The following is a 24,443-nucleotide window of genomic DNA, read 5'->3' as shown; positions in this document are numbered from 1 at the left end:
GTCGAGGGCAGGGAGCCGGCCAGAACTATTCGCAAGACACAGCAAACGGTGTGCCAGTGCGATTTGGATTGAAGCGAGGGGGACGAAAGCTTACGCCGTATAGGAAGGCCGGAAGGGCGGCCAAAGGCCGGATCGACCGTGGATGCGGACGGCCCGCGTGTAAATCGGGCGGCGTCGTCCGGGTTTTACACGGGGCGTGGAGAGGGCGCGGCGATGACCGCAAAAGGCGAAGCGGCGCCAGGCGTTACGAGAGCCAAGAAGGCTAAGAAGGCTAAGAAAGGCTAAGAGCCGAGCAAGCCCGCCGCGATGTTCACGCACAAGCCGAGCACGGCGACATTGAAGTAGAACGACAGGATCGATTGTGCGAGCGTTGCGCGGCGAATCGAACGCGAGCGTAGCACCACGTCCGAGGTTTGCGAGGCCACTGCGATGGTGAACGAGAAGTACAGGAAGTCCCAGTAGTCGGGCTGAAGATGGTGATCGGGAAACAGGAGCGCGGTCTCCTTCACGTGAGGGTCGTAGTAAAGCCGCGCGTAGTGCATGGTGAACATGGTCGGGATCATGAACCACGCGCCGATCAACGTGAAGCCGGTCAACAGGTAGTGCCACGCAGTCGACGCACCGGCGGTGCCTTTCGCCGAGGCTAGTTCGAGCACGATCGCGGCAATACTGGCGATCGTCGCGACGCAGATCACGAACAGCACCACACCGGCGTTTTCGTCGTCTCGCACTGCGAATTCGCGCACCCGGCTTTCGTCGGCGAAGGCCATGTGCACCCAGATCAGCACGAGATAGCTCCATACCGCGGCGTCCCAACCGGCCAGCACGCGCACCATGGGACGCATGTGCGCCGGCACGACCAGCGCGGCCACGACGCCGATGGTGAGGGCGATCAGCATGCGCGGCCGATTGCGCAAAACCCGCGGAAAATATTTTGTGAGCATGGAATCAAGAGTGGAGGGTCGACTGTGTCGCGGATTCTACTCGCGCTTCGAGCACCATTTGTCGAATCGGTACATCACAGGCTATAGTCTTTCGCAACGGCCTTGCGCGCCGCTTTCAATTGAAAGGTGATTGGCAGGTGGACAGGCTTCCCGCAGTTCGTGCCGCGCAGTAAGCCGCGCAATAAGCCGTTTTCACAAGCTTGTCATCAGCACAACGTAATGCGGCTCATATCAGCATTATGCGAGTTCACAAGACCGCGTAAGCGGCACCAGACCAGGTTTGGGGTTAGAGAAATCGATGTAGCGCGCCAGCGGTATCACGCCGTGGCCGCGTTGCCTGTTGAGAATGACTCACCATCTGGAGTCCCCATGACAGATGTTCCGGAGAACAATGATGCGCACCACGAAGTGACGCATTCAGCCGGGTTTTCGTCGTCAACTTCGCTCTCGCGGCCTGTTCCGCAGTCGTCTTCGTTTCAAGCTTCGTTTTCGGCCACGCGCCGGGCATGGGTGCTGGGCGCATGTGCCACCGCCGCCGCGCTCGCGTTTGCCGGTGCGGGCCGCTCGCTCTCGTGGATCACCCCGGCGTTCGCCGATGCGCCCGCCGGCGGCGGACTCGACGCCTTCCTTGCGCTCTCGCAGCGTCTCACCGGCCGCTCGGGCTTCGACGCCGTGCTCGGCAAACGCGTCTACACCGCCCTCGCGAAATCCGATAGCCAGTTCACCCAGAACGTCGCCGCGCTCAATACGTGGTTGCAAGGCCATGGCGGCGTTCCGTCCGATACCGTCACGCAGGCATTGCAGGTCGACCAGCCGGCGCTCGCGAAATCCGTGAGCGCGATCATGCGCGCGTGGTATCTCGGTCTCGTAGGCGAGATGCCGCATGTGGACGTGGTCGCTTATGAAAAAGCGCTAATGTTCGACCCGGTCAAGGACGTGCTGACGATTCCGTCTTATTGCCGCGACGTGCCGTTCTACTGGACGCAGAAGCCGGTGGGCGCGTGAACGACGTTCTTCTCGCGCGTGCCATGTCGCCTGCTTGAGTTGACCAGAACGAAACGTCGGCACGCGAAACCAGCAAGCAACGATAAGCCAGCACAATCAGCGTGCATGGGACCGGAGTAACGCGCTAAAGCGTCAACTCCGGTCGACATAGAAGAGGGCAACAATGGCAAACTCAAATTCCGCCGACATCGTCGTGGTCGGTTCGGGCGTGGCGGGCGGGCTGGTCGCGCATCAGATGGCGTTGGCCGGTGCGTCGGTGATTCTGCTCGAAGCCGGGCCGCGCATTCCGCGCTGGCAGATTGTCGAGAACTTCCGCAATTCGCCGGCCAAGTCCGACTTCGCGACGCCGTATCCGTCGACGCCTTACGCGCCGCATCCCGAGTACACACCCGCCAACAATTACCTGATCCAGAAGGGCGACTATCCGTACAGCTCACAGTATCTGCGGCTGGTGGGCGGCACGACGTGGCACTGGGCAGCGGCGGCCTGGCGGCTGTTGCCGTCGGATTTTCAGTTGCACAAGCTGTATGGCGTGGGACGCGACTGGCCATATCCATACGAAACGCTGGAGCCGTGGTATTCGGCGGCTGAAGTGCAATTGGGCGTATCGGGCCCGGACAACACGATCGATCTCGGCTCGCCGCGCTCCAGGCCCTATCCGATGAGCCAGCTTCCGCTCTCGTACATGGATCAGCGCTTTAGCGACGTGCTCAATGCGCAGGGCTTCAAGGTGGTGCCCGAACCGGTTGCGCGCAACAGCCGTCCGTACGACGCGCGCCCTACCTGCTGCGGCAACAATAACTGCATGCCGATCTGCCCGATCGCCGCGATGTACAACGGCGTGGTGCACGCGGAGAAGGCCGAACAGGCAGGCGCGAAACTGATTCCCGAGGCGGTGGTGTACCGCGTCGAAGCAGACAACAAAGGGCTGATCACGGCGGTCCACTACAAGGACCCGAACGGCAACAGCACGCGCGTGACGGGCAAGCTGTTCGTGCTTGCCGCGAACGGCATCGAAACGCCGAAGCTGATGCTGATGTCGACCTCTGACAAATTCCCGCACGGCATCGGCAACAGCTCCGACCAGGTGGGCCGCAACCTGATGGACCATCCGGGCACGGGTGTCACGTTCCTCGCCAACGAACCGCTGTGGCCGGGACGCGGGCCGATGGAGATGACCTCGATCGTCAACTTCCGCGACGGCGCGTTCCGCTCCGATTACGCAGCGAAGAAGCTGCATCTGTCGAACGGCGTGCCGACTATGGGCGTGGCCGCCGACCTGCTGAAAAAAGGTCTCACCGGCGCCGAGCTCGACCGGCAGATCCGCGACCGCGCGGCGCGCACGCTGAACATCAACAGCTTTCACGAGCATCTGGCGGAACCGCAGAACCGTGTGGTGCCCTCGGCGGATCACAAGGATGCACTTGGCATTCCGCAGCCCGAGATCTACTACTCGATCAACGACTACGTGAAGAAGAGCGCCGCGAACACGCACGAACTGTATGCACAGATCGCCTCGCTGTTCGGCGGCGCCGAGGTTTCGTTCGACGATACCTTCGCGCCGAACAATCACATCATGGGCACCACGATCATGGGCAACGATGCTGCGGATTCGGTCGTCGATGCGGACTGCCGCACGCACGATCACTCCAATCTGTTCGTCGCCAGCAGCGGCGTGATGCCCACCGCTGCATCGGTGAATTGCACGCTGACGATCGCGGCTTTGTCGATGAAACTGGCCGACAAGCTCAAGCGTGAAATCTGAGCCCTGAACGGAGAGCCACAATGACGAAGAACACCTCTCGCGTGCAGCCGGCCAATGCGCTTGTGCAGAATGCACGGCGCCGCCGTTTCAGGGTGGCGACGCTGGCGGCGCTGTTTTCCGTGTCCGCGCTTTACGTGGCCTGGCATGAAGCGCATGGGCCCGCTACGCAGCGCAACGACGAACTGCCGATCACGCAAGCGCACGCCGACGATGCCTCGCAACCCGCAGCGGCGGCCACGTCCACGTCCGCCGGCAGCGATCTCGTGAAACGCGGCGAATACCTCGCCCGCGCCGGCGATTGCGTCGCTTGCCACACCGCGAACAAGGCGCGCCCGTTCGCGGGCGGTTTGCCGATCAACACGCCGTTCGGCACGATCGTGACGCCGAACATCACGCCCGATCCGGACACCGGCATCGGCCAATGGACCGACGCCGATTTTCTGCGTGCGATGCATGAAGGCATCGGCAAGAGCGGCGAGCGGCTTTATCCGGCCTTCCCGTATGCGGAGTACACCAAGGTCACCGATCAGGACGTGCTGGCGATTCGCGCGTACCTGAAGACGCTCACGCCGATCCACTACGCGCCGCCGCGCAGCGATCTGAAATTCCCGTTCAACCAGCGCTGGCTGATGGTGTTCTGGAACATGTTCAATTTCACCGAAGGCCGCTTCGTGCCCGACCCGAAGCAAAGTGCCGAGTGGAATCGCGGCGCGTATCTGGTCGGAGGTCTCGCGCATTGCGAGGAGTGCCATACGCCGCGCAATTTCACCCAGGGTTTGAAGACCAGTTCGCGGTTCTCGGGTGCGGTGCAGGCCGGCTGGCATGCGTACAACATCACTCCTGATAAGAACAGCGGCGTAGGCAACTGGAGCGACGACCAACTGGTTTCCTATCTGTCGACCGGTGCGGTGCCGGGCCGCGCCAATGCGGCGGGCCCGATGGCCGACGTGATCACGGACAGCACGCAGTATCTGACGCGGGAAGACGTCGGCTCGATCGCTATTTATCTGCACTCGGTGCCGCCGATCAGCGGCGGGGAATCGCGTCCGCGCGACCAGTGGGGCAATCCCGCCGCCGACGACGTCACCGCGCTGCGCGGCACCACGATCAACGCGGTGAACGGCGCGCAACTGTTTATCGCCAATTGCGCGACCTGCCATAGCTGGACCGGGCAAGGCGTGGGCGCGAGTGCGCCGGGCGCGTATCCGTCGCTGATTCACAATTCGGCGGTGGGCGCGAGCGACGCCAACAATCTGGCGATGGTGATCCTGCACGGCGTCAGTCGTACGACAAAACAGACGGATGTGTTGATGCCTGCATTCGGCACCCACCTCACCGACGACCAGGTGGCCGCCATCACCAACTACGTGACCAAACAGTTCGGCAATCCGCAGTCGACCGTGACGGTGGATCAGGTCGCCAAGCTGCGCACGCAGCAATAACGACCGCGTTGACGGCGTGTTTTCGGTAAGTCCTGCCGGGAACACGCCGTTTTTGCGTCATTTTCGGTGCGCGGGACGCGCGGAAGAGATAGGCGGCGCGCATACGCACTTTCGGAAGCCGCACTATCATGAGCGCATGGCTACCGTACTCGATAACTCTGTTCAGCATCACCCGGCCAACCTCAGCGGCCGCGACTTTGTCGTCGGCGATTTGCATGGCTGCGTTGATGCATTGCGCTATCTCCTGCGCGAGGTGGCGTTCGACCCGGCGCACGACCGGCTCTTTTCGGTCGGCGATCTGGTGGACCGCGGCGAACATTCCGAGCAGGCTTTGGCGCTGCTCGACAAGCCGTGGTTTTACGCCGTGCTCGGCAATCACGAAGACACGCTATGCGGGGTCGCCGATGGGCGCTTGCGGCGCCAGTGGTGGTATGGAATCGGCGGGATCTGGGCGGCGAATTTATCCGACGAACAATTGCAGCGCTACGCCGAGCATCTGCGGACGCTACCGCTCGTGCGCGTGGTCGGCAGCGGCAAGGAGCGTTTCAATATTCTGCATGCCGAATTCTTTGGCACGGACGCCGAGCTCGACGCCGGGAATTTCTCCGCGGAAGCGCGGCAACAATTGCTGTGGGGCCGCGATCTGGCGTTGGGCAATGGCGATCCGTTGCGGCAGCGTGGCCTTTCGCTGACCTATTGCGGCCATACGCCCATGCGCGACATCCGGCAGGTCGGCTCGCAGGTGTTCATCGACACCGGCGCATTTGGGCCGGGTGGCACGCTGACGATCGTGGAGCCCCTAGCGCTGCGGCGCTGGTCGATCTCGGTCGAGGCGGCGCGTGAGAGCGGGGCGGCGGCGTTGGCGCTGCCTTGATCTCAGCCGACCTGATTGAGCTCGAACACCATATCGACGCTCGTGCCGTTCCAGTTGTATTCCAGATACGCCGCGTGATGGCAGTCGCGCAGCAGTGTCGTTCTGAACGCGGCGAGGCATTCCCCTTCGTCATCCCGCACCGACGGATACGCGATGCCCGGCGCACCGGCCTCGCGCACGGCGCGGCCGAGCGATTGTCCGGCAAGATAGTCGTCGGGCGACAGCACCGCGAGATCAAGTGACGCATCGCCGCGGAGATCGACCACGTTGCCTTGTGCCGCTACGGTGTACAGGCGCATCTGCTGCCGCATGGGCGGCTCGGCGGTCGCCTCCAGAAATTTCCCCGTGTGGTAGCGCGTTTCGGCGATTGCGGTGGTCCGCGAATGGGCGCAGTAGAACACGCCGTAGGTGCCGTCGGAAAAGCGGCTGCCGAGCGGATTCAGGTGTGTGAGTGCGGCCATGATCGGTCCATATCCCGGACCGAAACGGCGCTCTTTGCGCGGCACCAGATCGAGTTCGCCGACCTCGGTGCGCAGACGGTCGTTGGTCATCGCTTCGAGCGCGTACAGGGCGTCGAAATCTGCCGGCGAGGCGACCCGGTCAAACAGATTGACGGCCGGAAAGCGTGTTGGAATCACGCGATACGCGGGCGACCAGTCGAGCGACGCGCTGCGCCAGCGGTGCTGCCAATGCGGTTGTGTCACGCCCAGCCGCCTCGCATCGCGTCGAGATATTGACGCACGGCCACGAGGTCGCTGATGTTGCCGCCCAGCAGCCGGTCCAGCGCACGGCGGCCGCCGAACGGCGGCGCGCTGTTGGGACGCTTGATCCAGGTGTCGGCGGCGCTGGGTTGCGGCAGCAGAATCTGCAGTGCCTTATAAATGCCGAGCAGCAGCGACAACCGTTCGAGCGTGTCGCGCGCGAGGCGCGCCGTTTCCGGCGCTGCCTTCCATTTGAAGTAGGTGGAGCGGCCTGGCGAACCGAGCAACACGATCTGCTCTTCGGCGCTCAAGTCCCAGTCTCGTGCGATATTGAAGAATGCGCGAAGACCTGCCGCCGACATTTCCGTCAGCGTGGGTTCCGGAACGGGCCGGCGGATCGGCGATTCGGGTTGGGTGGCGCGAGCAGCGTGAACCATGAGCGAGTGAGTCCTTATCTGTACTGTAAATTGATATTAGTCTAAATGTGGATTTTTACAAGAGAATATAATCCTGGCTCGCGATGAAGCCGAAGATCAGGAGAAGCATGCAATGTGGGTTCGAGTAATAGCAACGGCAGTTGCCGTGTGGTGTGTGTCGGGCGCGGCAATGGCCGCGGGTTATACGGAAGTGTGGAATCCGCCCGAGGCGAGCGGGCATAGCGCGAAGCACGCCAAGAAAAAGACGCGTGACGCGAAGGTCAAGTCTCCCGCCGGTGCGAAGGCGGGTTCGAAGCACGCGGCGCATGATCGACATGGTGCGCAGCGGGTTGCGTCGGCGTCAAAGAGCGGTGCCGGGCCATCAGCGCATGGCAGCGTGAAGAAGGTCGCGGCTAGAACAGGCCCGGCTAAACCGGCTGTAGTCCACACGAGCGCACCGGCCAGGTCGGCACCCATAAAGGCCGGTCCCGCGGACGCAACCGCCAATCCTGCCACCGCCAGCAGCGGCTCGCTCCCGCCCATTCTGCACTGAGGTCCAACTCAACCAGCGCGTGTGCGCCGGTTCACAGCGCGGCAGGGTTGCCGCTGTGCGCAGCCTCACGCGACTTTACGCGGACGTCCGCCTTTCTTGCCGTTCTCGCGTGCGGCTGCCGATTTCGCCTCCGATTTCGCGCTGCCGCCGGTACGCCCAATATCGCGCATCCAGGCTTTCGAACCGAAGACGCCATCGATGAGTCCGTGCACCGAGACCACCACGTCGAGCGCCGGAAAAACGAGCGCCGAACCGAGACCGAAGATCTCAATCGAGCGCAAATCCGCTGCCGATGCGTTGCGCAAACCCTCGATATAGGCGACTGGCACCAACAACGAAATGTCATTGGTCAGCGTGATTTCGAGCCGCTTCGTGCGCGGCTTATAGCATGCGCTGCGCGCGGCAGGACGCCGGGCGGTTTCGGCGCCACGTTCCCGCGCAAGCCGCCATTCTTCGCTGCTGTTCATGAGTGGATTCCTTTCCAGGCGGAGCACAGGAACGGCACCATTTCGTTAATGCGTTTTGCCAGCCGGCGCGCTTCGCGTTCTGAATATCCTCGGGCCTCGCGGATGGACACCGGGCCGTTGGGACAATTCAAGATAAAGATAATCTCACCATCCGGACCGAGAACATGAACATGAGGCGGAGCGTGATCGTGAGGGTAGATGACCACGATCAGCCCGTCGATCCGGGCAATGATGGGCATGGCGACAATTATATACCGTAGCTGCTTGGGTTTTTTATAGCGGCGCGTCCGAATGTCTCAAGCGCTTGCCAACCCATTTGCCATCAGCCGTAACGTCTCCATCGACCGGTTATCCCGTACCCGGGAATGCAAGGTCACGCGCGATTCCGGCAGCTGAGGCAAGCCCAGCCGCGCGCCGACATCGACCAAACCGCGCGGCGCTACTCTGCGCGCCAGCGGCGCCACGGCCAGACCGGCCGCCACCGCCGCCCCGACGGCCGCCACACCACCGCCCACGAACACCTCCTGCCATGCAACCCCCGCTTCATTCAGGATTTGCAGTGCGATGTCGCGCACGTTGCACGGCGGGCTCAGCAGCGCCAACGCCAAGGGCTCGCCGATGCGCGGCAGCCATTCCGGCGTGGCGAGCCAGCCAAGCGGCTCGCTAAAAAGCCCCTGGGCGTCGTCGCGCGGCGGTTCATCGGCGCCATAGCGAACGATCACCGCATCGAGGCGCCGTTCGTCGAATTGCGCGAGCAGCGCGGCGGACGTGCCCAGGTGCAATTCGACCACCAGAGCCGGATCGTGGGCGTTGAGCCTGGCGAGCAGCTGCGGCAGGTCCGTTCCTGCGACATGCTCGCTCAGCCCCAACGCGAGCCGCCGTCGTTCCACCGACAGCGAACCCAGCGCCCGCTCATGCGCGCTCAACAGATCGCGTGCTGCACCAAGAAATGCGTTGCCGTGCGCGGAAAGGCGCACGACGCGCGGCGTGCGTTCGACCAACTGCTTACCCAGATGCGCCTCCAGCCGCTTCAGCTTCAGGCTGACCGCCGATTGCGTGGTGTCGAGCGCATCGGCGGCGCGAGTAAAGCTGTGCAGATCGGCGACCAGCACAAAGGCGCGCACTGCATCGAGATCGAGGACTTTCATTTCAGATGGATATAGATGAAATAGCCAATGATGGCTTTTAATTATGACCGAGTCGGCCTAATCTGTCTTTACCCAATCAACTGCAACCAAGGAGTTTCATCATGCCGCTCACACGAATCGCATTGCGCGCCGGCAAGCCGGCTGAATACCGGAAGGCGCTGACGGACAGCATTCAGCGTTCGCTGGTGGATACATTTAATGTGCCGAAAGACGACATCTTCATGCTGATCACCGAACACGAGGAGAGCAATTTTGTGTGCGACAAGCAGTATCTGAACATCGAGCGAAGCGACGATCTCGTGCTGATTCAGATCACGCTCAACAACACGCGCACGCTCGAGCAGAAGAAAGCGCTATATAAGCGCATGGCGGATGAACTGGCGGAGTCGCCGGGATTGCGACGAGAGGATGTGTTCATCAATCTCGTCGAAGTGCTGAAGGAAAATTGGTCGTTCGGGAATGGGATTGCGCAGTACGCGGTGTAAAAGGTCGGCCCGGGCAGCACTGAATTCACTGGCATGCCGCTGCCCGCCGGCTGTTTGGCGATGCCGCGCGCGATGCTTAACTGCGCGGTCTTAAAGAATCCGTGGGCGAGCCTATCTGCCGGAATATTCAACGCTGACTTCGACTCCCACTCCGACGAGATAAACACCGCGCCTGCGTCGCTATAATGGTTCGCTGTCCTCTCCTCGCCCATCGACCCTTGGCCGCCATGACACCAGACCGCACCGAATCGCCCCACGAACCCCTCGAACTCGGCGGTTCAGTCTGGTTTCAGGCGGGCGGGCAAACGCTCGGCGGCGCGTCGCGAATCGCGCTGCTCGCGGCGATTGGCGAGACCGGTTCGATTACCAGCGCGGCGAAAGCCGTCGGCATGAGCTACAAAGGCGCGTGGGACGCCGTCGACACGATGAACAACCTCGCCGGCGAGCCGCTCGTGGTGCGCTCGACCGGCGGCAAAGGCGGTGGCGGCACCACGCTCACGCCACGCGCCGTGAAGCTGATCGGTACGTTTCGGGCGGTCGAACGCGAGCATCGGCGCTTTCTCGAACGCGCGGGCGCTGCTGTCGAAGGCTTTGCGACGGATTGGGAGCTGATCGGGCGTATCGGCGTGAAAACGAGCGCGCGCAATCAGCTTTATGGCACGGTGTCGGCGATCACGCGCGGCACGGTCAACGATGAAGTGTCGCTGACGCTGACCGGCGGCCACCCGATCGTCTCGGTCGTCACGCATGAAAGTACCGAGACGCTGGGGCTGGCGGTGGGCTCGGCGGCGTTCGCGTTGATCAAGGCGTCGTGGGTGGTGCTGCTTGTCGAGCATGAGGATGGCGCACCGCTGAAACTTTCCGCGCGCAATCAGTTGCGCGGCACGGTCCAAAGCGTGAAGCGCGGTGCGGTCAATGCGGAAGTATCGTTGGTGCTGGAAGGCGGCACCGTTATCACCGCGGTCGTGACGAATGAGAGCGTCGACACACTCGGGCTCGCGGAAGGTGGGACCGCGGTCGCGGCATTCAAGGCATCGAGCGTGATTCTCGGCGTGAAGGACTGAATGCGCTGAGGGCTCGGAATGCTCAGGGGCTTTGAGGATCGCTCACGCTCTGAGCGCGAGCTTGCGTTAAGGCACGCTGCGCGCGTACCCGGCGAACGGCTGATTCTCACGCACGCAGCCGTCGCTGACCTGCACCACCTGATCGCCGAAGGCGGCGACGTCGTCGGGATCGTGCGTGATCAACACCATGGGAATATCGAGCCGCGTTTGCAGGTCCGACAGCTCGCGCCGCATGCGCTGACGCAGCGCGCTATCGAGCGCCGAAAACGGCTCGTCCAGCAACAGCAACCGAGGTTGCGCAACAAGCGCCCTCGCCAGCGCCACGCGCTGCTTCTGGCCACCCGAAAGCTGCGCCGGATGGCTGCCCGCCACGCTTTTCAACTCAAGCGCATCGAGCCAGTATTCGATTTGCGGATGCGCGATGCGCGCTCGCGGGTTGAACCAGCCCTGCTGCAACCCAAAGCCGATGTTCTGCCGCACGTTCAGATGCGGAAAGAGCGCGTAGTCCTGAAACAGATACGCGATCTTGCGCGCTTGCGGTTTCAGGTCGACGCCGCGTGCGCTGTCGAATAATGCGTTGTCGTGCAGCGTGATCGAACCTTCGTCGGGCTGTAACAAGCCGGCGATGGCCTGCAATGTGAGACTCTTCCCCGCGCCGGAGGGCCCAAACAGGACAACGCGCTGTGTGGTCGCCTCGAACGAGACGTCGAGCGTGAAACGGCGCTCGGCGCTCTCGAAGGTCTTGCGGATGTCGACGGCGAGCGGCATATCAGCGGGACTGCAAAAGCGTGTGCTGCGGCACCAGACGGCCTGCGAGCAACAGAATCACGACGCACGTCACCGAGGTCACGAGCACGAGGAAATTGGCTGTGCTGTCGTCGCCGGCCTGCACGGCTGAATAGACTGCAACCGAGAGCGTCTGCGTGCGTCCCGGCAAGTTGCCCGCGATCATCAGCGTCGCGCCGAATTCGCCGAGCGCCCGCGCGAATGCCAGCAAGCCGCCGGCGAGAATGCCGCGTGCGGCAAGCGGCAGCGTCACGCGAAAGAAGACCGCCATTTCGCTGACGCCGAGCGTGCGCGCGGCCCGTTCGAGTTGCGGATCGACGGCTTCGAAGGCGGCGCGCGCCGATTTCAACACGAGCGGAAACGCCACCACCGTCGACGCGATCACCGCGCCCTGCCAGGTGAACACCAGCTGGATATCGAACCGGTCGAGCCAGGCGCCGATCGCACCGCGCCGGCCGAGCAACACGAGCAGGTAGTAGCCGAGCACGGTGGGCGGCATCACGAGCGGCAACATGAGCAGCGAATCGATCACATCGCGCGCGCCCGAACGCCAGCGCGACAAGCCAAAGCCGGCGGCGACGCCGAACACCAGATTGAGCGCGGTGGCCCAGCCCGCCACTTTCAGCGACAGCAAGAGCGGAATCCAGGCCTGTTGCATGAGCGTGCGAAATCTCAGTGAAGTTGATGCGCGGGCATGAAGCCGTACTTCGCGAGCACTGCCTGGCCGGCCGGCGACAACACGAAGCTCATAAAGGCCTGCGCGTCGGCGGCGTGACGACTGCCTTCGACTTGCGCGATCGGATAGGTGATGGGCATTTGGGTCGGCACATTCAGCGCGACTTTGACCTTGTCCGGCATGATCGCGGCGTCGGTGCTGAATACGAAGCCTGCGTCGACTTCGCCACGCGATACATAGTCGAGACTCTGACGTACGTTCGCTGCCAGCACGGCCTTCGCGCTCACAGCGTCCCACACGCCCGCGGCTTGCAATGCGCCTTGCGCATAGCGGCCAATCGGCACCGAGGCCGGATCACCGTAAGCGACACGCTTCACATTCGCCGCTGCCAGATCGTTCAGCGAGGCCGGCATGAAATGACTGTCGGTCGGCACGATCAGCACCAGCGAATTGGCGGCGAAGTCCTGGCGCGAAGCCGACACGATCACTTTTTCCGCAGCGGCTTTATCCATCGCTTTCTGATCCGCGGAGGCGAACACGTCCGCAGGCGCGCCCTTGGCGATTTGCTGCATCAGCACGTCGGACGCGCCGAAGTTCAGCAGCACTTTGGTGCCGGGATGCTGCTGTTCGAAGACCTCGCTGACCGCTTTGAACGCGTTGGTCAGGCTGGCGGCGGCGGAGACCACCAGTTCGTCTGCGCGGGCATGGGCGCTGACGGCAACGGTGACGGCGCTGGCGATGAACAGCGCATGTTTCGCAAGGCGGCGGGACAGTGTCATGAAGGCTTGGATGGCCGGCGTGGGCCGGCACGGCGGGTTAAAGACGCTATCGTAATATATGAAAGGTTATAACGGTAGCCATGACGATTATCCAGTTGCGCGCATAGAGCGGCTCGTGAATCGGTGGGAGTGGGCTTCAGACGTCGGACGAGCGCAGCGGCACAAGCGTGTTGAGCGTTTGCGACAGCGGCGCCGCGGCGGGGCGAACACTCCGCACGGCTTTCCACTTGGCGCGGATGAACGGCCTTTCATGACCCGAGACCTTCAGTGCGATATGCGTGACCCAGCGTTGCGTCGGCACATGCACGCCGTGCATCAGCACCGCCAGGATCATCAGACTCGCGGCGACGGGCAATGCTGACAGCCGGCCCGGTTCGGCATTCCACGCGATGCGCACGAAGACCACCGCCGCCAGCGCGCCCACCAGGCAGCCGGTGATGGCTTCCGACGGCGAGTGAGCGCTCAGCACGACGCGCGACAAGCCGACCGCGATGCCAGCGGCAAGGCCGAGCAAGACGCCGAGCAGACGCATTACTGGACGGGCGGGCAGCAACATCAGGAACAGCGCGACTGGATAGACGGCGGTGGACAGCATGGCGTGGCCGCTCACACCAGTGAAATCCAGTTCGCGCACGCCGATGCCCCAACCCAGAAAGGCCAGCTTCGTCACGGTCACGACACCGATGGCCGCGCCGAGCAGCAGCAACCAGCCTGCAGCCATGCGCCACGTGTAGCCGACCGCCAGCCAAAGTGCGATGGCGAACGCCAGCGGCAGCGTCATGCCGGCGCTGCCGAGGCTGGTGATCGAGTACCACAGATGGGCAGGTAAATCGGGCATGGAAAATGCGCGACTAAGGCCGCGTAGAATCGGGTTGGTAAGGGTCTAGCGCGCGAACGGCGCAAATGGCCGACGCAGCAAAGGTCTGCGTCAACTATTGCACCGTCAGTATAAACGGGGCTACCGGCCGTACTTGCCGCATCGCGCGCTTTTTGTCATGAGACGTTGGCTGGCGAACACGCTTTGCAAAGGTTTGACGTTGGTGCTGCTGCAAGGTTCGTCGAGCGGAAAATTCGGTTCTCGGCAGCAGTTTAGACCTCCAGCATCGCATGAGGATTGATGTTATTGTGCATTGCACAACAAGGTGTTGCTCTACCGAATGACACCTGTCCCTTTTTGCGAGGTCACCCGCCGATGGCAAAAAGTCTATCGAAAATCTGGCTGCGCGGTCTCAAACGGCTGCTCGCCATTCAAACTGAACACGTTCACAAAACCGCCAGGCGCGCCACCACGCGGCCGGCGCGGGCCGCCACCAGCAAGCCGTCGACCAAGGTCCGTCCGGTCAAGCCCGCGGCCGCCCTGCGCGCACCTGCAAAACGCGAGGCTCCGCGCGCGGTCGCCCGGGAATCGCGCGTTCGGCCGCGTGCGTCGGCATGGGCGAGCGGCTCATGGACGCGCTCGTTCCATTCGGCGCCCGCCGCGCCCGGTCGGCTCGTCAACCACCTTCAGTATGGTTTGTATATCCCGTCCGGCCATGCGCTCGACACGATGCCGCTCGTCGTGATGTTGCACGGCTGCACCCAATCGATCGATGAATTCGCCGAAGGCACGCGGATGAACGTACTGGCAGACCGTTTCGGCTTTGCCGTGGTTTATCCGGAACAGTCGAAACATGTGCATTCTCACCGCTGCTGGCATTGGTACGACGCCAGCGAAAACGCTGGCGGCGCTGAGGCGCGTGCGGTGGTCTCGCTGGTGGATGCCCTCGTGGCCCAGCATGGTTTCGACAGCGAGCGGGTCTACGTGGCCGGAATCTCCGCCGGTGCCGGCCTGACGGCGCTTCTGGCCGTCAACTATCCGGAACATTTTGCAGCGGTCGCGCTGCATTCTGGCCCCGCTTTCGGCGAGGCCCGCTCCGGCATCACGGCGATGGACGTGATGCGGCGCGGCGCGCGCCGTGAACCGGCCGAACTCGTCGACGAGATCGCCAATGTGGCCGAATACCCTGGCATGCCGGCGATCATCGTCCACGGCGACGCCGACCATGTGGTCGCGCCGGTCAACGCGGACCAGTTGGCGATACAGTTTCTTCGGCTGAACCGGATCGTCGACGAGAATGGCGCGCGCAAATCCGGCGAAGTGCGGGAAGAACGCAAGAGCGGTGTGGTGATGCGCGACTTTTTGCGTGGCGGTCGGCGTGTGGTGCGCCTGTGCCGCGTGCAAGGGCTTGCGCATGCCTGGAGCGGCGGCGACGACGCCGTGCCGTTCCATTCCGCCAAAGGGCCGGATGCAAGCGCCATGGTGTGGGAATTCTTCAAGCACCAGCGCCGCACGGGCTCCGGTCGGATCGCAGAAAGTACCGCCCCAACGGCTTCAGCGGGCGCGCGGTAATGCTGGGACGACACTTCGAAATGAACAGTGGCGCAATCCTAGGGTTTTCCCTATAATACGGGTTATCCCTAGGCGTTGACGCCTACCTTCATAGTTGAGGTTGACCATGTATCTGCTTAGCCGCCTGTTCCTGTTTCTGACCAAATCGCCCGACCAACTCGCGAGAGAACGCGCCGACGCATTCCTCTCCGAAGCCACGGATCTGTACGATCTGGAATTCCGTATGCGCAAGCTGGACCGTGAGGCGAACCCCCGCCAACCGTCGTGGATGAGCCAGCACTAAGCTGCGCGAATTGCCCAACTGTCCCGTCGCCAGAATGCAAACGTCAGCGTGACGATGCAGCGACGCCGACCGGCGCATCTATTAGTCTCCTCCAGACGTTTTTGATCAAATCGGTTTGAGTACACGCTTACTTGCCGAACCGGGCCAACGTGCGCTGCCGTGCTTCGGCATGGTCGACGATCGGTGCCGGATAATCCTTACCCAATAACACGCCGAATTCCGCGAGCCGCTGCGCGCCCGCCAGCCACGGCGCGTGAATCCATTTAGCTGGCAGCTTCGCAAGCTGTGGCAAATAGCGTTTGATAAAACGGCCGTCGGGGTCGAACTTTTCGGATTGCGTGATCGGATTGAAAATCCGGAAATACGGTTGGGCGTCGCATCCCGTGGACGCCGCCCACTGCCAGCCGCCGTTATTCGCCGAGAAATCGAAGTCGTTCAGTTGTTCGGCGAAGTAGCGTTCGCCGAGCCGCCAGTCGACGCCCAGATCCTTCACCAGAAAACTCGCCGTCACCATCCGCAAGCGGTTGTGCATGTAGCCGGTGCGGTTCAGTTGCAGCATCGCGGCGTCGACCAGCGGATAGCCGGTGCGGCCGTCGCACCACGCGGCAAACGCCTCGTCCGCTTCCGGTCCTTGCTCCCAGCGCAACCGATCGTATTCTTCCTTGAACGAAGCACCGTTCGCCAGCCTCGGATGATGCGAGAGGATCATGAAGTAGAAGTCCCGCCAGATAAGCTCCGATAGCCACGTTGCCGAGCCTTGTCCATTAGGCTGCAGTGACATCTCGTGCGCGAATCGCGCGAGGGTGCGGATCGAGACCGTGCCGAAGCGCAGATGCATCGATAGATAGCTCGGGCCCTTGACGGCAGGGAAATCGCGCCGGTCCGCATAGCTGTCAATGCGGGACAGGAAGTCGTCGAGCAGACCTTGTGCGCCACTCATGCCGGTGGGCAAGTTTAGCTCTGCGAGGTTACTTGGCGCGAAGCCAAGTTGATCGAGCGTCGGCAACTGGCGGGCCAGTTTAGGCGGCAGTGCGGCGAGATGGTTCGCGTAGGTTTCCACCGGATACGGCTTCAGATCAAAGGCCGTCAGCTGCTTGAGCCATGCATTCTTGTATGGCGTGAACACCGTGAACGGCTTGCTCTGTCCAGTCAGCACTTCATCACGCTCGAAAATCACCTGGTCTTTAAACGTTAGCCACTGACGTCCGGCTTCGGCGAGACGCTCACGCACCGTCTCGTCGCGCTCGATCGCGACCGGTTCGTAGTCGTGATTCGCGAAGACCGCATCCACACCGAGTTCGGTGGCGAGCTTGGGCACGAGATCGGCCGGGTCGCCGTACAGCACGATGAGGCCGCCCCCATTCGCGCGCAACGCCTGATCCAGTTCGCCCAGTGCTGCAAGAATGAACTCGATGCGACGGTCCTGCGGCTGGGTACCCGGATGGCGCACTCGCCAGACGTCGATTAGCGGCTGCAGGATCGTCGTGTCGAACACGAACACGCACCAGACGCGCTCGCAATGCTTGAGCGCGTAGTAGAGCGCGGCGTTGTCCGTGCTGCGCAGGTCGCGGCGAAACCAGACCAGACCGGTATCGAAGGTGTCGTTCAGGCGTCGGACGCGTGTCATCGGAATCGTGAGTCGAGGTGGATGGCTGCGCGGCGAAGCATCGACCGTCGCAATGAACTGTCAGGCGACGATATTACTGAACTGCGCGGTTATTCACAGGGTTGGCGACGGTAAATGACGGCATGGTTCGGCGCCGCACATTACGTGCCGCATCCGCAAAACGGCACAGCGCCCGCACCTGTTTGCAAGGTGCGGGCGCTGTTCATGGCGGCGCGGCTTCGCCGCTCACGTCCCTATCATCAGCTTCATCAAGGCCGCAGCTTACGCGACTTGCAGACGGACCGCGACGTTGTTGCGCGTGGCGTTCGAGTACGGGCAGACCTGATGCGCTGCATCGACCAGCTCCTTGGCCGCGTCCGCGGCGAGGCCCGGCAGCGAGATGCGGAGATCGATATCTAGCGCGAAGCCACCGTTGTCGTTCGGGCCGATGCCCACTTCCGCCGCGACGTGTGTGTCGGCCGGCAAAGCCTGCTTGCGCTGGCCGGCGACGAACTTCATCGCGCTCAGGAAACAGGCGGAGTAGCCCGCTGCAAACAGTTGTTCCGGGTTGGTACCCGCTGCGCCGTTGCCGCCCAGTTCACGCGGTGCGGCCAGCTTCACGTCGAGAGCATTGTCCGACGACACTGCACGGCCGTCACGGCCACCGGTGCTCGTTGCACTTGCTTTGTACAGAATGTTCATTTGCTGCTCCTTTGTCTGGGTTGTCAGGATTTGCCTATTTGCCGCTAGCTGTTTGCTCGCCATTCGGGGGGAGCTCTATCGAAGCGGCGTGTGACAAAGATAGTACACTAATCATTTGTGTACAAATGAATTTTTGCATCAGACCGATAGCGTGCTTTGAAGGCAAGGTAAGCCGGCTAGTGGTCCATGTAATCGTTGAGGGTGGAGCGCAGGCGCATCAGATCGTCGCGCAGACGGAGCAGGAATTCCGGCGTTTGCTGGGTCGCGCAGAAGATTTCTGCCGGCACTTCGCGTGCCTGGCGCTTCAGTGCCGTGCCGGCTTTCGTGAGCCGGATATACACAAGCCGCTCATCTTCGACGCCGCGGACCCGTTCCAGGTGGCCTTGCGTCTCGAGGCGCTTGAGCAGCGGCGTGACCGTTGCCGAGTCGAGATTCAGACGCGCGGCGAGGTCTTTGACCGTGACGTCGTCGGTTTCCCATAGCACCAGCATCGCCAGATATTGCGGATATGTGAGACCGAGCTTGTCGAGCAGCGGCTTATACGCTTTCGTCATCGCGAGCGAGGTCGAATAGAGCGCGAAGCAGAGTTGCTCGTCGAGCGTGAAGGGCAAGGCGGGGCGCTGGGTCATGATGCATCTCGTTTAAAAAGAGCGTGCAAATCGATTGCGCGCAAACCATTGTGCCGTAATTCCAGGCGCATTGACGAGTGCGGCTGGGGATTCGACGAACCAGGGGAGACGGGCAGTGTCCTGCGACCGGAGTGCGCGGCGCCCTAATGCGGATGTGGACTGTGTTCCGAGGTGGAACGGCGCGGGCACCAGAAAAGCGCCCGCGCCTGCAGAACTTGCAAGCTTGGGTTCACGCCGCCGGAGTGGTCGGCAGGTCCGGCGCCTCGGGCGTTTGCACGCCGAAGCAGCCGCGATAGGTCGCGTAGAACGAGCAGTACAGCATGGTTGTAACGATCATCGTGACGGGCATCAGGATCGCGAATGCGAAGTCGCCCGCGCCCAGCGCCTGCATCAGCGCTGACAAGCCAAACGAGACCGTCGTCGCCACCGCGAACCACAATGCGCCGAACACGATGAACGCGCCGCGATTGCGCCAGCAACTCACAATGCTAAAGAACATCGCCTTAACGGGCGGCACGTCGTGCCACGCGATAAGAATCGGCGAGAACCAGAAAATCATCGCCACCGGAATATAGAAGGCAAATGCGGCGAGCACCGCCAGCGGGATATTGCTGTTGGCGATCGCCTCCTGATCCAACGTGGCGGCGCCGAGCATGACCTTCAGCAGCATGCCGCCGTCGGCGAGCGCCGAGCCGGCCAGCACCAGCGCCATTGCGACGACATACAGCACGCCGAGCACCAGCAGGCGTTTCGCGGCGACGGCGCCGTACGAGTGAAAACCGTCCACCAGAATGGTGGGGAACACCGGCTTGCCCGCGATGGTGTTGCGGCACGCCGCCATAAACCCGACCGCGACGCCCGGAATGAACATCAGCGGCAGCACGCCGCCGATCACTGGAATCTGCGACGCCAGCGTCATGACCAGCAGGTAGGTGAAGAACAGCGTCAGAAAAGCGAGCGGGTTCTTGCGGAACAGCCAGATACCCTGCCGGAACCAGACATAGCCGGTTTTCGCGGGGACTTCGATCAGTTGCATGAGGTATGGATGCCTGGAAGTGCAACGCCGGCCAGGCGTTCGCGCAGGATGCGCTCGAAATGGCCGGGGTCGTGCGGTTTGAGCAACTCGGCCGCGCGCGGTAAGTGAAAATCATACAGGCGCGAGACCCAGAAACGGTATGCGCCAGCGCGCAGCATGTCGCCCCAATGGCGGTTTTCTTCGACGGTGAATGGGCGCACGGTCTGGTAGGCGCGCAGCATGGCCTCGGTGCGCGCCTCGTCCAGCTTGCCGGTGGCGAGGTCGACGCACCAGTCGTTGACGGTCACCGCGACGTCGAAGAGCCACTTGTCGCAGCCGGCGAAATAGAAGTCGAAGAAGCCGCCCAGGCGTACCTCATGGCCGGTTTCCGGCGCGGCATGCGCAAACAGCGCGTTGTCGCGAAACAGGTCGGCGTGGCAGGGGCCTTCGGGCAGTTCGGCGTAATCGGCCGACGCGAAGAAAGCCTCCTGATGCGCCAGTTCGGACGACAGCAAGTCGCGCTGCGCGCCTTCCAGGAACGGCAGGATGGTCGGCACGGTTTCCTTCCACCACGGCAGGCTGCGCAGATTCGGCTGATGGCGCGCGTAATCGCGCCCCGCCAGATGCATGCGTGCGAGCATGTGCCCGACCTCGACGCAGTGTTCGACTCGAGGCGCCAACTCCGGCGCGCCCTCAAGCTTGGTTACGATGGCGGCGGGCTTGCCGTGCAGCGTGCCGAACAGCGCGCCGTTTTCGCGCGGCATCGGGTCCGGAACGGGCACGCGGTGCGCGGCCAGATGTTGCATCAGATCGAGATAGAACGGCAGTTGTTCGGCCGTCAGCTTTTCGAAAATCGTGAGGACGTATTCGCCGCGCGTCGTCGTCAGAAAGAAGTTGCTGTTCTCAATACCGGACGGGATGCCGCGAAACTCGACGACTTCGCCGAGATCGTAATGACGCATCCATGCTGCTAGTTGGGGTTCGGTGACAGCGGTGAAGACAGCCATGCGGGAAACGTCGGGTCAGGTTGGTCGGGCTGGCGCGGTGCGGCCAGTGCTAAGTGTGGCAAATGCGTGGCAAATGCGTTGCAGAAAGCGCGGTCGATCAGGACGGCAAATCAGGACTGCTGCGGCATTCCGACGCTGCATCGCCGAGTTGCAACGCGATGCCGAAAACCGGCAAGCAGGCTGAGGAAAGCCCGAGGCGACGCACGCGCGCCGCGCAAATCCAGGAGAGCGGCCTGCGCTGGGCCGCCGCCCCGGCATGCATCAATAGGTCAGATTCACCGACGGCAAGCGCGTGCTGGCGCGGCCGTTGTCGCGCACGGTGGGCGATGTGTCGAGCGGCGCGCTCATCTGATAGCGCGTGCCGAGGTTCGAATGCACGTTGATTTCAACGGGCTTGCCTTTGTCGCGATACTCGGTGATTTCGGTGCCGTTGCCGCTGCGCTCGTGGAAACTCGGCGTGCGCGGGACGTTGATTTCGACCTTCGAGCTGACCTCGGCGGCCGGACGATTGATCTTCTCCAGGTCAGGCAGACCCGCCCGTTCGTTGGCGGACTGGGGCGCGCCGGCGGCCGGAGTGTCATCGACAGGCTGGGCAGCCATCGCGGCGTTGCCAAAGGCCAAGGCCAGTGCAACGGCGACGGGAAGGAGCGGCTTCATGGTGATTCTCCAATATGGTGCCCCGATTCTAGCAAATCCAGCCTTGCCCACGGGCGCGATCGCCTTATTTTGCGCTGCTTTCGCACGGCGTGCCCGCAAACTTGCGGCCGCTCTTACGGCAGTTGTGGTAGGCGCGGCGCGCTCATTTGGCGATCACGGGTTCCGTGGTAATGTCGTCTCATCAATAGGGGTGAATGAAGATGAACGACGATACCAATCAACGCGTGGTGCAGACTCCCGCCAACAGCTTCCCAACCGAATCCTTTGACGACGCTACCGAGGCCGTCACGCGTCTGTCGGCCATCTACGAAGCGAACACCTCGTTCCTGCGCGACGCCTTCGCGCGCTATCGCCGCAACGAACTGTTCGAAAGCCGGGTACGCGCCTGCTACCCGTTCGTCAGAGTGTGCACCGAAGTCAACACGCATATCGACTCGCGCCGCTCGTACGGTTTCGTCGCGGGTCCGGGCGTGTTCGAAACCACCGTCACGCGGCCGGATCTGTTCGGCAACTACTATCGCGAGCAATTGCGCCTGCTGGCCAAAAATCATCACGTGCAGATCGAAGTCGGCGTGTCCGATCAGCCTATTCCGATTCACTTCGCATTCGCTGAAGGCATTCACCTCGAGGGCGATCTGGATCGCGAACGTCTGTTCCTGATGCGTGATGTATTCGACACCCCAGACCTCGCGCTGCTCGACGACCGCATTGTCAACGGCACGTATGAGCCGCTGCCGGGCGAGCCGCATCCGCTGGCGTTGTTCACGGCGGCGCGGGTGGATTTCTCGCTGCATCGGTTGAAGCATTACACGGCAACCTCGCCCACGCATTGCCAGAACTATGTGTTGTACACGAACTACCAGTTCTATATCGACGAGTTCGTCAAACTCGGCCGCACGATGATGGCGCATACCGACGACGAAGAGCTGCGCACCTACCGCAGCGAATACACGTCGTTCGTCGAGCCGGGCGACGTGATCACGTACAACGAAAATCTTGGCGAGCAGGCGCAGGAAGGGACGGCGCCGCCGCGTCTGCCGCAAATGCCTGCATATCACCTGAAGCGCGCGGACGGCAGCGGCATCACGATGGTCAATATCGGTGTCGGGCCGTCGAACGCGAAGACGATCACCGATCACATCGCCGTGCTGCGTCCGCATGCATGGATCATGCTCGGCCACTGCGCGGGCCTGCGTAATACACAACGTCTCGGCGATTACGTGCTGGCGCACGGCTATGTGCGCGAGGACCACGTGCTCGACGACGATTTGCCGCTGTGGGTGCCGATTCCCGCGCTCGCCGAAGTGCAAGTGGCGCTGGAACGCGCGGTCGCGCAGGTTACGCAACTGGACGGCGTCGAACTGAAGCGCGTAATGCGCACGGGCACGGTGGCGAGTGTGGACAATCGCAACTGGGAGTTGCGCGATCATCGCGAGCCGGTGCAGCGCTTGTCGCAAAGCCGCGCGGTTGCGCTCGATATGGAAAGCGCGACGATCGCCGCGAACGGTTTCCGCTTCCGCGTCCCTTACGGTACGTTGCTATGTGTGTCGGATAAGCCCCTGCATGGCGAGTTGAAGCTGCCCGGCATGGCGGATCAGTTCTATCGCGCGCAGGTCGATCAGCATCTGCAGATCGGTGTGAAGGCGATGGAGTTGTTACGGATGAACGGGCTGCATCGTTTGCATAGTCGCAAGCTGCGCAGTTTTGCGGAAGTGGCGTTTCAGTGAGCAGTCTGCGTTGGCTTCGCGGAATACGACTGTGAACAGATCGGCCATATGGAGGATTGCGCTAGGGCGATCGCATGAAGCTCTCACGCCGACCAGGCTGTGGCGCGACATTGATCATTGGCGCGGGCCTTGAGGCGGCGTATTTTCAGTTCTGCGCTTGTGTTTGTATCGCGCTTGAGCAGATTCAAGCGATACGGCACAGGATTGCGAAGTTCTGCGCCGTATTCTCGACTCTCATAGGGCACTCGTTTTCGCCAAAGACCATGTCGAGTACCCAGCGCATGCTGTTTTCGACGCCCTGAAGGAAATCCCATTAGAGGGTCGACCAACTCCGGGATCGCCGTGATCCTGTTGCTTTTGTTTGCCGTGCCCACCTGTCCCAGTCCCACGCCCAAGCCATTGCCGTAGGCCGACATCAGGTTGAGCGCTCGCTGGTCGCCGCGCACCGTCTTGCCGTCGGGGGTTACCACCTGATCGGCCAACGCCGGGAACAGATGCGCACTCCAGCTTCGCTTCGGCGGATGTCTGGATCGCTACCCAGCTATCGACGCTCGACAGAATTGCACGCAGCGCCACCACCAGCATCTCCGTCAGATCATGAGCCGGCGTCCGGCTGCGCGGATCGCTTCAGCACGCATTGTTGCATCGTTTTTTCTTGGCCGCAAAAGCAAGAGTACACGCGCCTTCAACAAAGCTTACGGGGTGCTCTTCACTATCTGTAACGATTCATGCGATCGCCCTGTCTATCCGCCGCAATAGCCGTCAATTCTTTCGGAATTGTCTGATGTCAATTACCTCGCCGGCAACGATACATTTTAAATGTAGTGAAAGCTACATTACAAACGGCGACATCCACCAAACTAAATAAACACGATGACTACCAGACGATTATTTTTGCGAGCAAGTGCATGGTCTCTTGTTGGCATCACGTCGCAATCGCAAAGGCGGCTCCACCGTCCCCCCAAATTACAGCCACTTCGCTGCGCGGATATGCGTTAACAAACGGCGCGACTGCATTGAGGCGCGACGACGGGTCATGGGTATTCTGGGTGCGCATCATAAATTATGAAGACCCGAATAGTGATATTACAGCGAGTCTCCAGGTTGCGACGGATAAAGGGTTTTCACAGATTATTGATGTCCTGCCTGTCATTCTCACAAAGACAAAATCATTTATCGCCCAGCCGGTGTATGCGCCCAAAACAGGCAATACACAGCTCTATTACCGCTATGTTGTCGGATCGAGTCCGTCTACCGCACCATCCGTCAGTTCCTCAGTGAATTCAATTGCTCCGTGGAATACAGAGTCAAAGGCTGAATAAA

At 62.0% G+C, this 24,443-nt stretch carries 28 protein-coding genes and 1 pseudogene; 11 read left to right on the top strand and 18 right to left on the bottom strand.

Going from position 1 to position 24,443, the window contains the following annotated elements; genetic code table 11:
- Positions 1-281 precede the first annotated feature (281 nt).
- The gene (locus ACAX43_RS00260; protein ID WP_370706427.1) at positions 282-944 is read right to left on the bottom strand and encodes a DUF1345 domain-containing protein; all 663 of its coding nucleotides are present in this window, start codon (positions 942-944) and stop codon (positions 282-284) included.
- A gap of 369 nt (positions 945-1,313) precedes the next feature.
- Between ACAX43_RS00260 and ACAX43_RS00255 the strand changes: the two genes are divergently transcribed.
- The 4 genes from ACAX43_RS00255 to ACAX43_RS00240 all read left to right on the top strand — a co-directional run bounded on the left by ACAX43_RS00255 (position 1,314) and on the right by ACAX43_RS00240 (position 6,030).
- A complete protein-coding gene (locus ACAX43_RS00255) occupies positions 1,314-1,949 on the top strand; it encodes a sugar dehydrogenase complex small subunit (RefSeq protein WP_370706426.1) in 636 nt (211 codons plus the stop codon).
- A gap of 163 nt (positions 1,950-2,112) precedes the next feature.
- Positions 2,113-3,714 carry a GMC family oxidoreductase gene (locus ACAX43_RS00250; protein ID WP_370706425.1) on the top strand — a complete coding sequence of 534 codons (1,602 nt, stop codon included), beginning with the start codon at positions 2,113-2,115 and terminating at the stop codon, positions 3,712-3,714.
- Positions 3,715-3,734: 20 nt separating this feature from the next.
- Entirely contained in the window at positions 3,735-5,156 is a 1,422-nt protein-coding gene (locus ACAX43_RS00245) for a cytochrome c (protein ID WP_370706424.1), read from the top strand.
- 136 nt (positions 5,157-5,292) lie between these two features.
- On the top strand, positions 5,293-6,030 hold the full coding sequence (locus ACAX43_RS00240) for a metallophosphoesterase (protein ID WP_370706423.1): 738 nt from the start codon (positions 5,293-5,295) through the stop codon (positions 6,028-6,030).
- Between the two features lie 2 nt (positions 6,031-6,032).
- On the opposite strand, the gene ACAX43_RS00235 is transcribed toward ACAX43_RS00240, so the two are convergent.
- Together ACAX43_RS00235 and ACAX43_RS00230 are read right to left on the bottom strand one after the other, a co-directional pair.
- Complete coding sequence (locus tag ACAX43_RS00235) at positions 6,033-6,734, bottom strand: RES family NAD+ phosphorylase (protein WP_370706422.1); 702 nt, start codon at positions 6,732-6,734, stop codon at positions 6,033-6,035.
- Positions 6,731-7,168 carry an antitoxin Xre/MbcA/ParS toxin-binding domain-containing protein gene (locus ACAX43_RS00230; protein WP_370706421.1) on the bottom strand — a complete coding sequence of 146 codons (438 nt, stop codon included), beginning with the start codon at positions 7,166-7,168 and terminating at the stop codon, positions 6,731-6,733. The genes ACAX43_RS00235 and ACAX43_RS00230 overlap by 4 nt, the downstream gene beginning before the upstream one ends.
- 112 nt (positions 7,169-7,280) lie before the next feature.
- On the opposite strand from ACAX43_RS00230, the gene ACAX43_RS00225 reads away from it, so the two are divergent.
- The gene (locus ACAX43_RS00225) at positions 7,281-7,700 is read left to right on the top strand and encodes a hypothetical protein (protein WP_370706420.1); all 420 of its coding nucleotides are present in this window, start codon (positions 7,281-7,283) and stop codon (positions 7,698-7,700) included.
- Between the two features lie 65 nt (positions 7,701-7,765).
- Here ACAX43_RS00225 and ACAX43_RS00220 read toward each other — a convergent pair whose 3' ends face one another.
- From ACAX43_RS00220 to ACAX43_RS00210, 3 genes are read right to left on the bottom strand one after another with little or no spacing between them, the layout of a single operon-like run.
- On the bottom strand, positions 7,766-8,167 hold the full coding sequence (locus ACAX43_RS00220; protein ID WP_370706419.1) for a DUF2442 domain-containing protein: 402 nt from the start codon (positions 8,165-8,167) through the stop codon (positions 7,766-7,768).
- Entirely contained in the window at positions 8,164-8,406 is a 243-nt protein-coding gene (locus tag ACAX43_RS00215; protein WP_370706418.1) for a DUF4160 domain-containing protein, read from the bottom strand. Before ACAX43_RS00215 ends, ACAX43_RS00220 begins: the two co-directional genes overlap by 4 nt.
- 57 nt (positions 8,407-8,463) lie before the next feature.
- Entirely contained in the window at positions 8,464-9,315 is an 852-nt protein-coding gene (locus ACAX43_RS00210; protein ID WP_370706417.1) for a LysR family transcriptional regulator, read from the bottom strand.
- A gap of 101 nt (positions 9,316-9,416) precedes the next feature.
- Between ACAX43_RS00210 and ACAX43_RS00205 the strand changes: the two genes are divergently transcribed.
- The gene (locus ACAX43_RS00205; protein ID WP_370706416.1) at positions 9,417-9,800 is read left to right on the top strand and encodes a tautomerase family protein; all 384 of its coding nucleotides are present in this window, start codon (positions 9,417-9,419) and stop codon (positions 9,798-9,800) included.
- A 2-nt stretch (positions 9,801-9,802) separates the two neighbouring features.
- Here the strand turns inward: ACAX43_RS00205 and ACAX43_RS00200 are convergent.
- Positions 9,803-10,042: pseudogene (locus tag ACAX43_RS00200) on the bottom strand (oxidoreductase); the annotation flags it as partial.
- Between ACAX43_RS00200 and ACAX43_RS00195 the strand changes: the two are divergent.
- Positions 10,028-10,864 carry a TOBE domain-containing protein gene (locus ACAX43_RS00195; protein ID WP_370706415.1) on the top strand — a complete coding sequence of 279 codons (837 nt, stop codon included), beginning with the start codon at positions 10,028-10,030 and terminating at the stop codon, positions 10,862-10,864. The pseudogene ACAX43_RS00200 and the gene ACAX43_RS00195 overlap by 15 nt on opposite strands.
- Before the next feature lie 66 nt (positions 10,865-10,930).
- Here the strand turns inward: ACAX43_RS00195 and ACAX43_RS00190 are convergent, their stop codons facing one another.
- The 4 genes from ACAX43_RS00190 to ACAX43_RS00175 form a co-directional block, all read right to left on the bottom strand.
- Positions 10,931-11,632 carry a sulfate/molybdate ABC transporter ATP-binding protein gene (locus ACAX43_RS00190; RefSeq protein ID WP_370706414.1) on the bottom strand — a complete coding sequence of 234 codons (702 nt, stop codon included), beginning with the start codon at positions 11,630-11,632 and terminating at the stop codon, positions 10,931-10,933.
- A gap of 1 nt (position 11,633) precedes the next feature.
- Entirely contained in the window at positions 11,634-12,308 is a 675-nt protein-coding gene (modB, locus tag ACAX43_RS00185) for a molybdate ABC transporter permease subunit (protein ID WP_370706413.1), read from the bottom strand.
- Between the two features lie 14 nt (positions 12,309-12,322).
- The gene (modA, locus tag ACAX43_RS00180) at positions 12,323-13,105 is read right to left on the bottom strand and encodes a molybdate ABC transporter substrate-binding protein (RefSeq protein ID WP_370706412.1); all 783 of its coding nucleotides are present in this window, start codon (positions 13,103-13,105) and stop codon (positions 12,323-12,325) included.
- A gap of 136 nt (positions 13,106-13,241) precedes the next feature.
- On the bottom strand, positions 13,242-13,943 hold the full coding sequence (locus tag ACAX43_RS00175; protein ID WP_370706411.1) for a phosphatase PAP2 family protein: 702 nt from the start codon (positions 13,941-13,943) through the stop codon (positions 13,242-13,244).
- Positions 13,944-14,297: 354 nt separating this feature from the next.
- Here ACAX43_RS00175 and ACAX43_RS00170 point away from each other — a divergent pair, with 354 nt between their 5' ends.
- Positions 14,298-15,494 carry a PHB depolymerase family esterase gene (locus ACAX43_RS00170; RefSeq protein WP_370706410.1) on the top strand — a complete coding sequence of 399 codons (1,197 nt, stop codon included), beginning with the start codon at positions 14,298-14,300 and terminating at the stop codon, positions 15,492-15,494.
- A gap of 106 nt (positions 15,495-15,600) precedes the next feature.
- A complete protein-coding gene (locus tag ACAX43_RS00165; RefSeq protein WP_370706409.1) occupies positions 15,601-15,777 on the top strand; it encodes a DUF3563 family protein in 177 nt (58 codons plus the stop codon).
- Positions 15,778-15,904: 127 nt separating this feature from the next.
- Here ACAX43_RS00165 and ACAX43_RS00160 read toward each other — a convergent pair whose 3' ends face one another.
- The 6 genes from ACAX43_RS00160 to ACAX43_RS00135 form a co-directional block, all read right to left on the bottom strand.
- The gene (locus ACAX43_RS00160; RefSeq protein ID WP_370706408.1) at positions 15,905-17,404 is read right to left on the bottom strand and encodes a deoxyribodipyrimidine photo-lyase; all 1,500 of its coding nucleotides are present in this window, start codon (positions 17,402-17,404) and stop codon (positions 15,905-15,907) included.
- Between the two features lie 261 nt (positions 17,405-17,665).
- A complete protein-coding gene (locus tag ACAX43_RS00155) occupies positions 17,666-18,085 on the bottom strand; it encodes an organic hydroperoxide resistance protein (protein ID WP_370706407.1) in 420 nt (139 codons plus the stop codon).
- A gap of 176 nt (positions 18,086-18,261) precedes the next feature.
- Complete coding sequence (locus tag ACAX43_RS00150; RefSeq protein ID WP_370706406.1) at positions 18,262-18,714, bottom strand: MarR family winged helix-turn-helix transcriptional regulator; 453 nt, start codon at positions 18,712-18,714, stop codon at positions 18,262-18,264.
- A 229-nt stretch (positions 18,715-18,943) separates the two neighbouring features.
- Entirely contained in the window at positions 18,944-19,750 is an 807-nt protein-coding gene (locus tag ACAX43_RS00145; protein ID WP_370706405.1) for a BPSS1780 family membrane protein, read from the bottom strand.
- Positions 19,741-20,736, bottom strand: a complete 996-nt coding sequence (locus tag ACAX43_RS00140; protein ID WP_370706404.1) for a homoserine kinase — start codon at positions 20,734-20,736, stop codon at positions 19,741-19,743. Before ACAX43_RS00140 ends, ACAX43_RS00145 begins: the two co-directional genes overlap by 10 nt.
- Before the next feature lie 261 nt (positions 20,737-20,997).
- Complete coding sequence (locus tag ACAX43_RS00135) at positions 20,998-21,393, bottom strand: hypothetical protein (protein WP_370706403.1); 396 nt, start codon at positions 21,391-21,393, stop codon at positions 20,998-21,000.
- Between the two features lie 200 nt (positions 21,394-21,593).
- Here ACAX43_RS00135 and ACAX43_RS00130 point away from each other — a divergent pair, with 200 nt between their 5' ends.
- Positions 21,594-23,120: an AMP nucleosidase gene (locus ACAX43_RS00130; protein WP_370706402.1), complete on the top strand. Its 1,527-nt coding sequence runs from the start codon at positions 21,594-21,596 to the stop codon at positions 23,118-23,120.
- An 83-nt stretch (positions 23,121-23,203) separates the two neighbouring features.
- On the opposite strand, the gene ACAX43_RS00125 is transcribed toward ACAX43_RS00130, so the two are convergent.
- Positions 23,204-23,590, bottom strand: coding sequence for a hypothetical protein (locus ACAX43_RS00125; protein ID WP_370706401.1), 387 nt, complete (start codon positions 23,588-23,590; stop codon positions 23,204-23,206).
- 354 nt (positions 23,591-23,944) lie between these two features.
- Between ACAX43_RS00125 and ACAX43_RS00120 the strand changes: the two genes are divergently transcribed.
- Positions 23,945-24,442 (top strand): hypothetical protein, encoded by a 498-nt coding sequence (locus tag ACAX43_RS00120; RefSeq protein WP_370706400.1) that lies wholly within the window; start codon positions 23,945-23,947, stop codon positions 24,440-24,442.
- Position 24,443 lies beyond the last annotated feature (1 nt).

This window comes from Paraburkholderia sp. IW21, assembly GCF_041321145.1.
Taxonomy (GTDB): Bacteria; Pseudomonadota; Gammaproteobacteria; order Burkholderiales; family Burkholderiaceae; genus Paraburkholderia.
The sequence above is the reverse complement of the archived record's forward strand: the minus strand, read 5'-3'. Positions and strand labels throughout refer to the sequence as shown.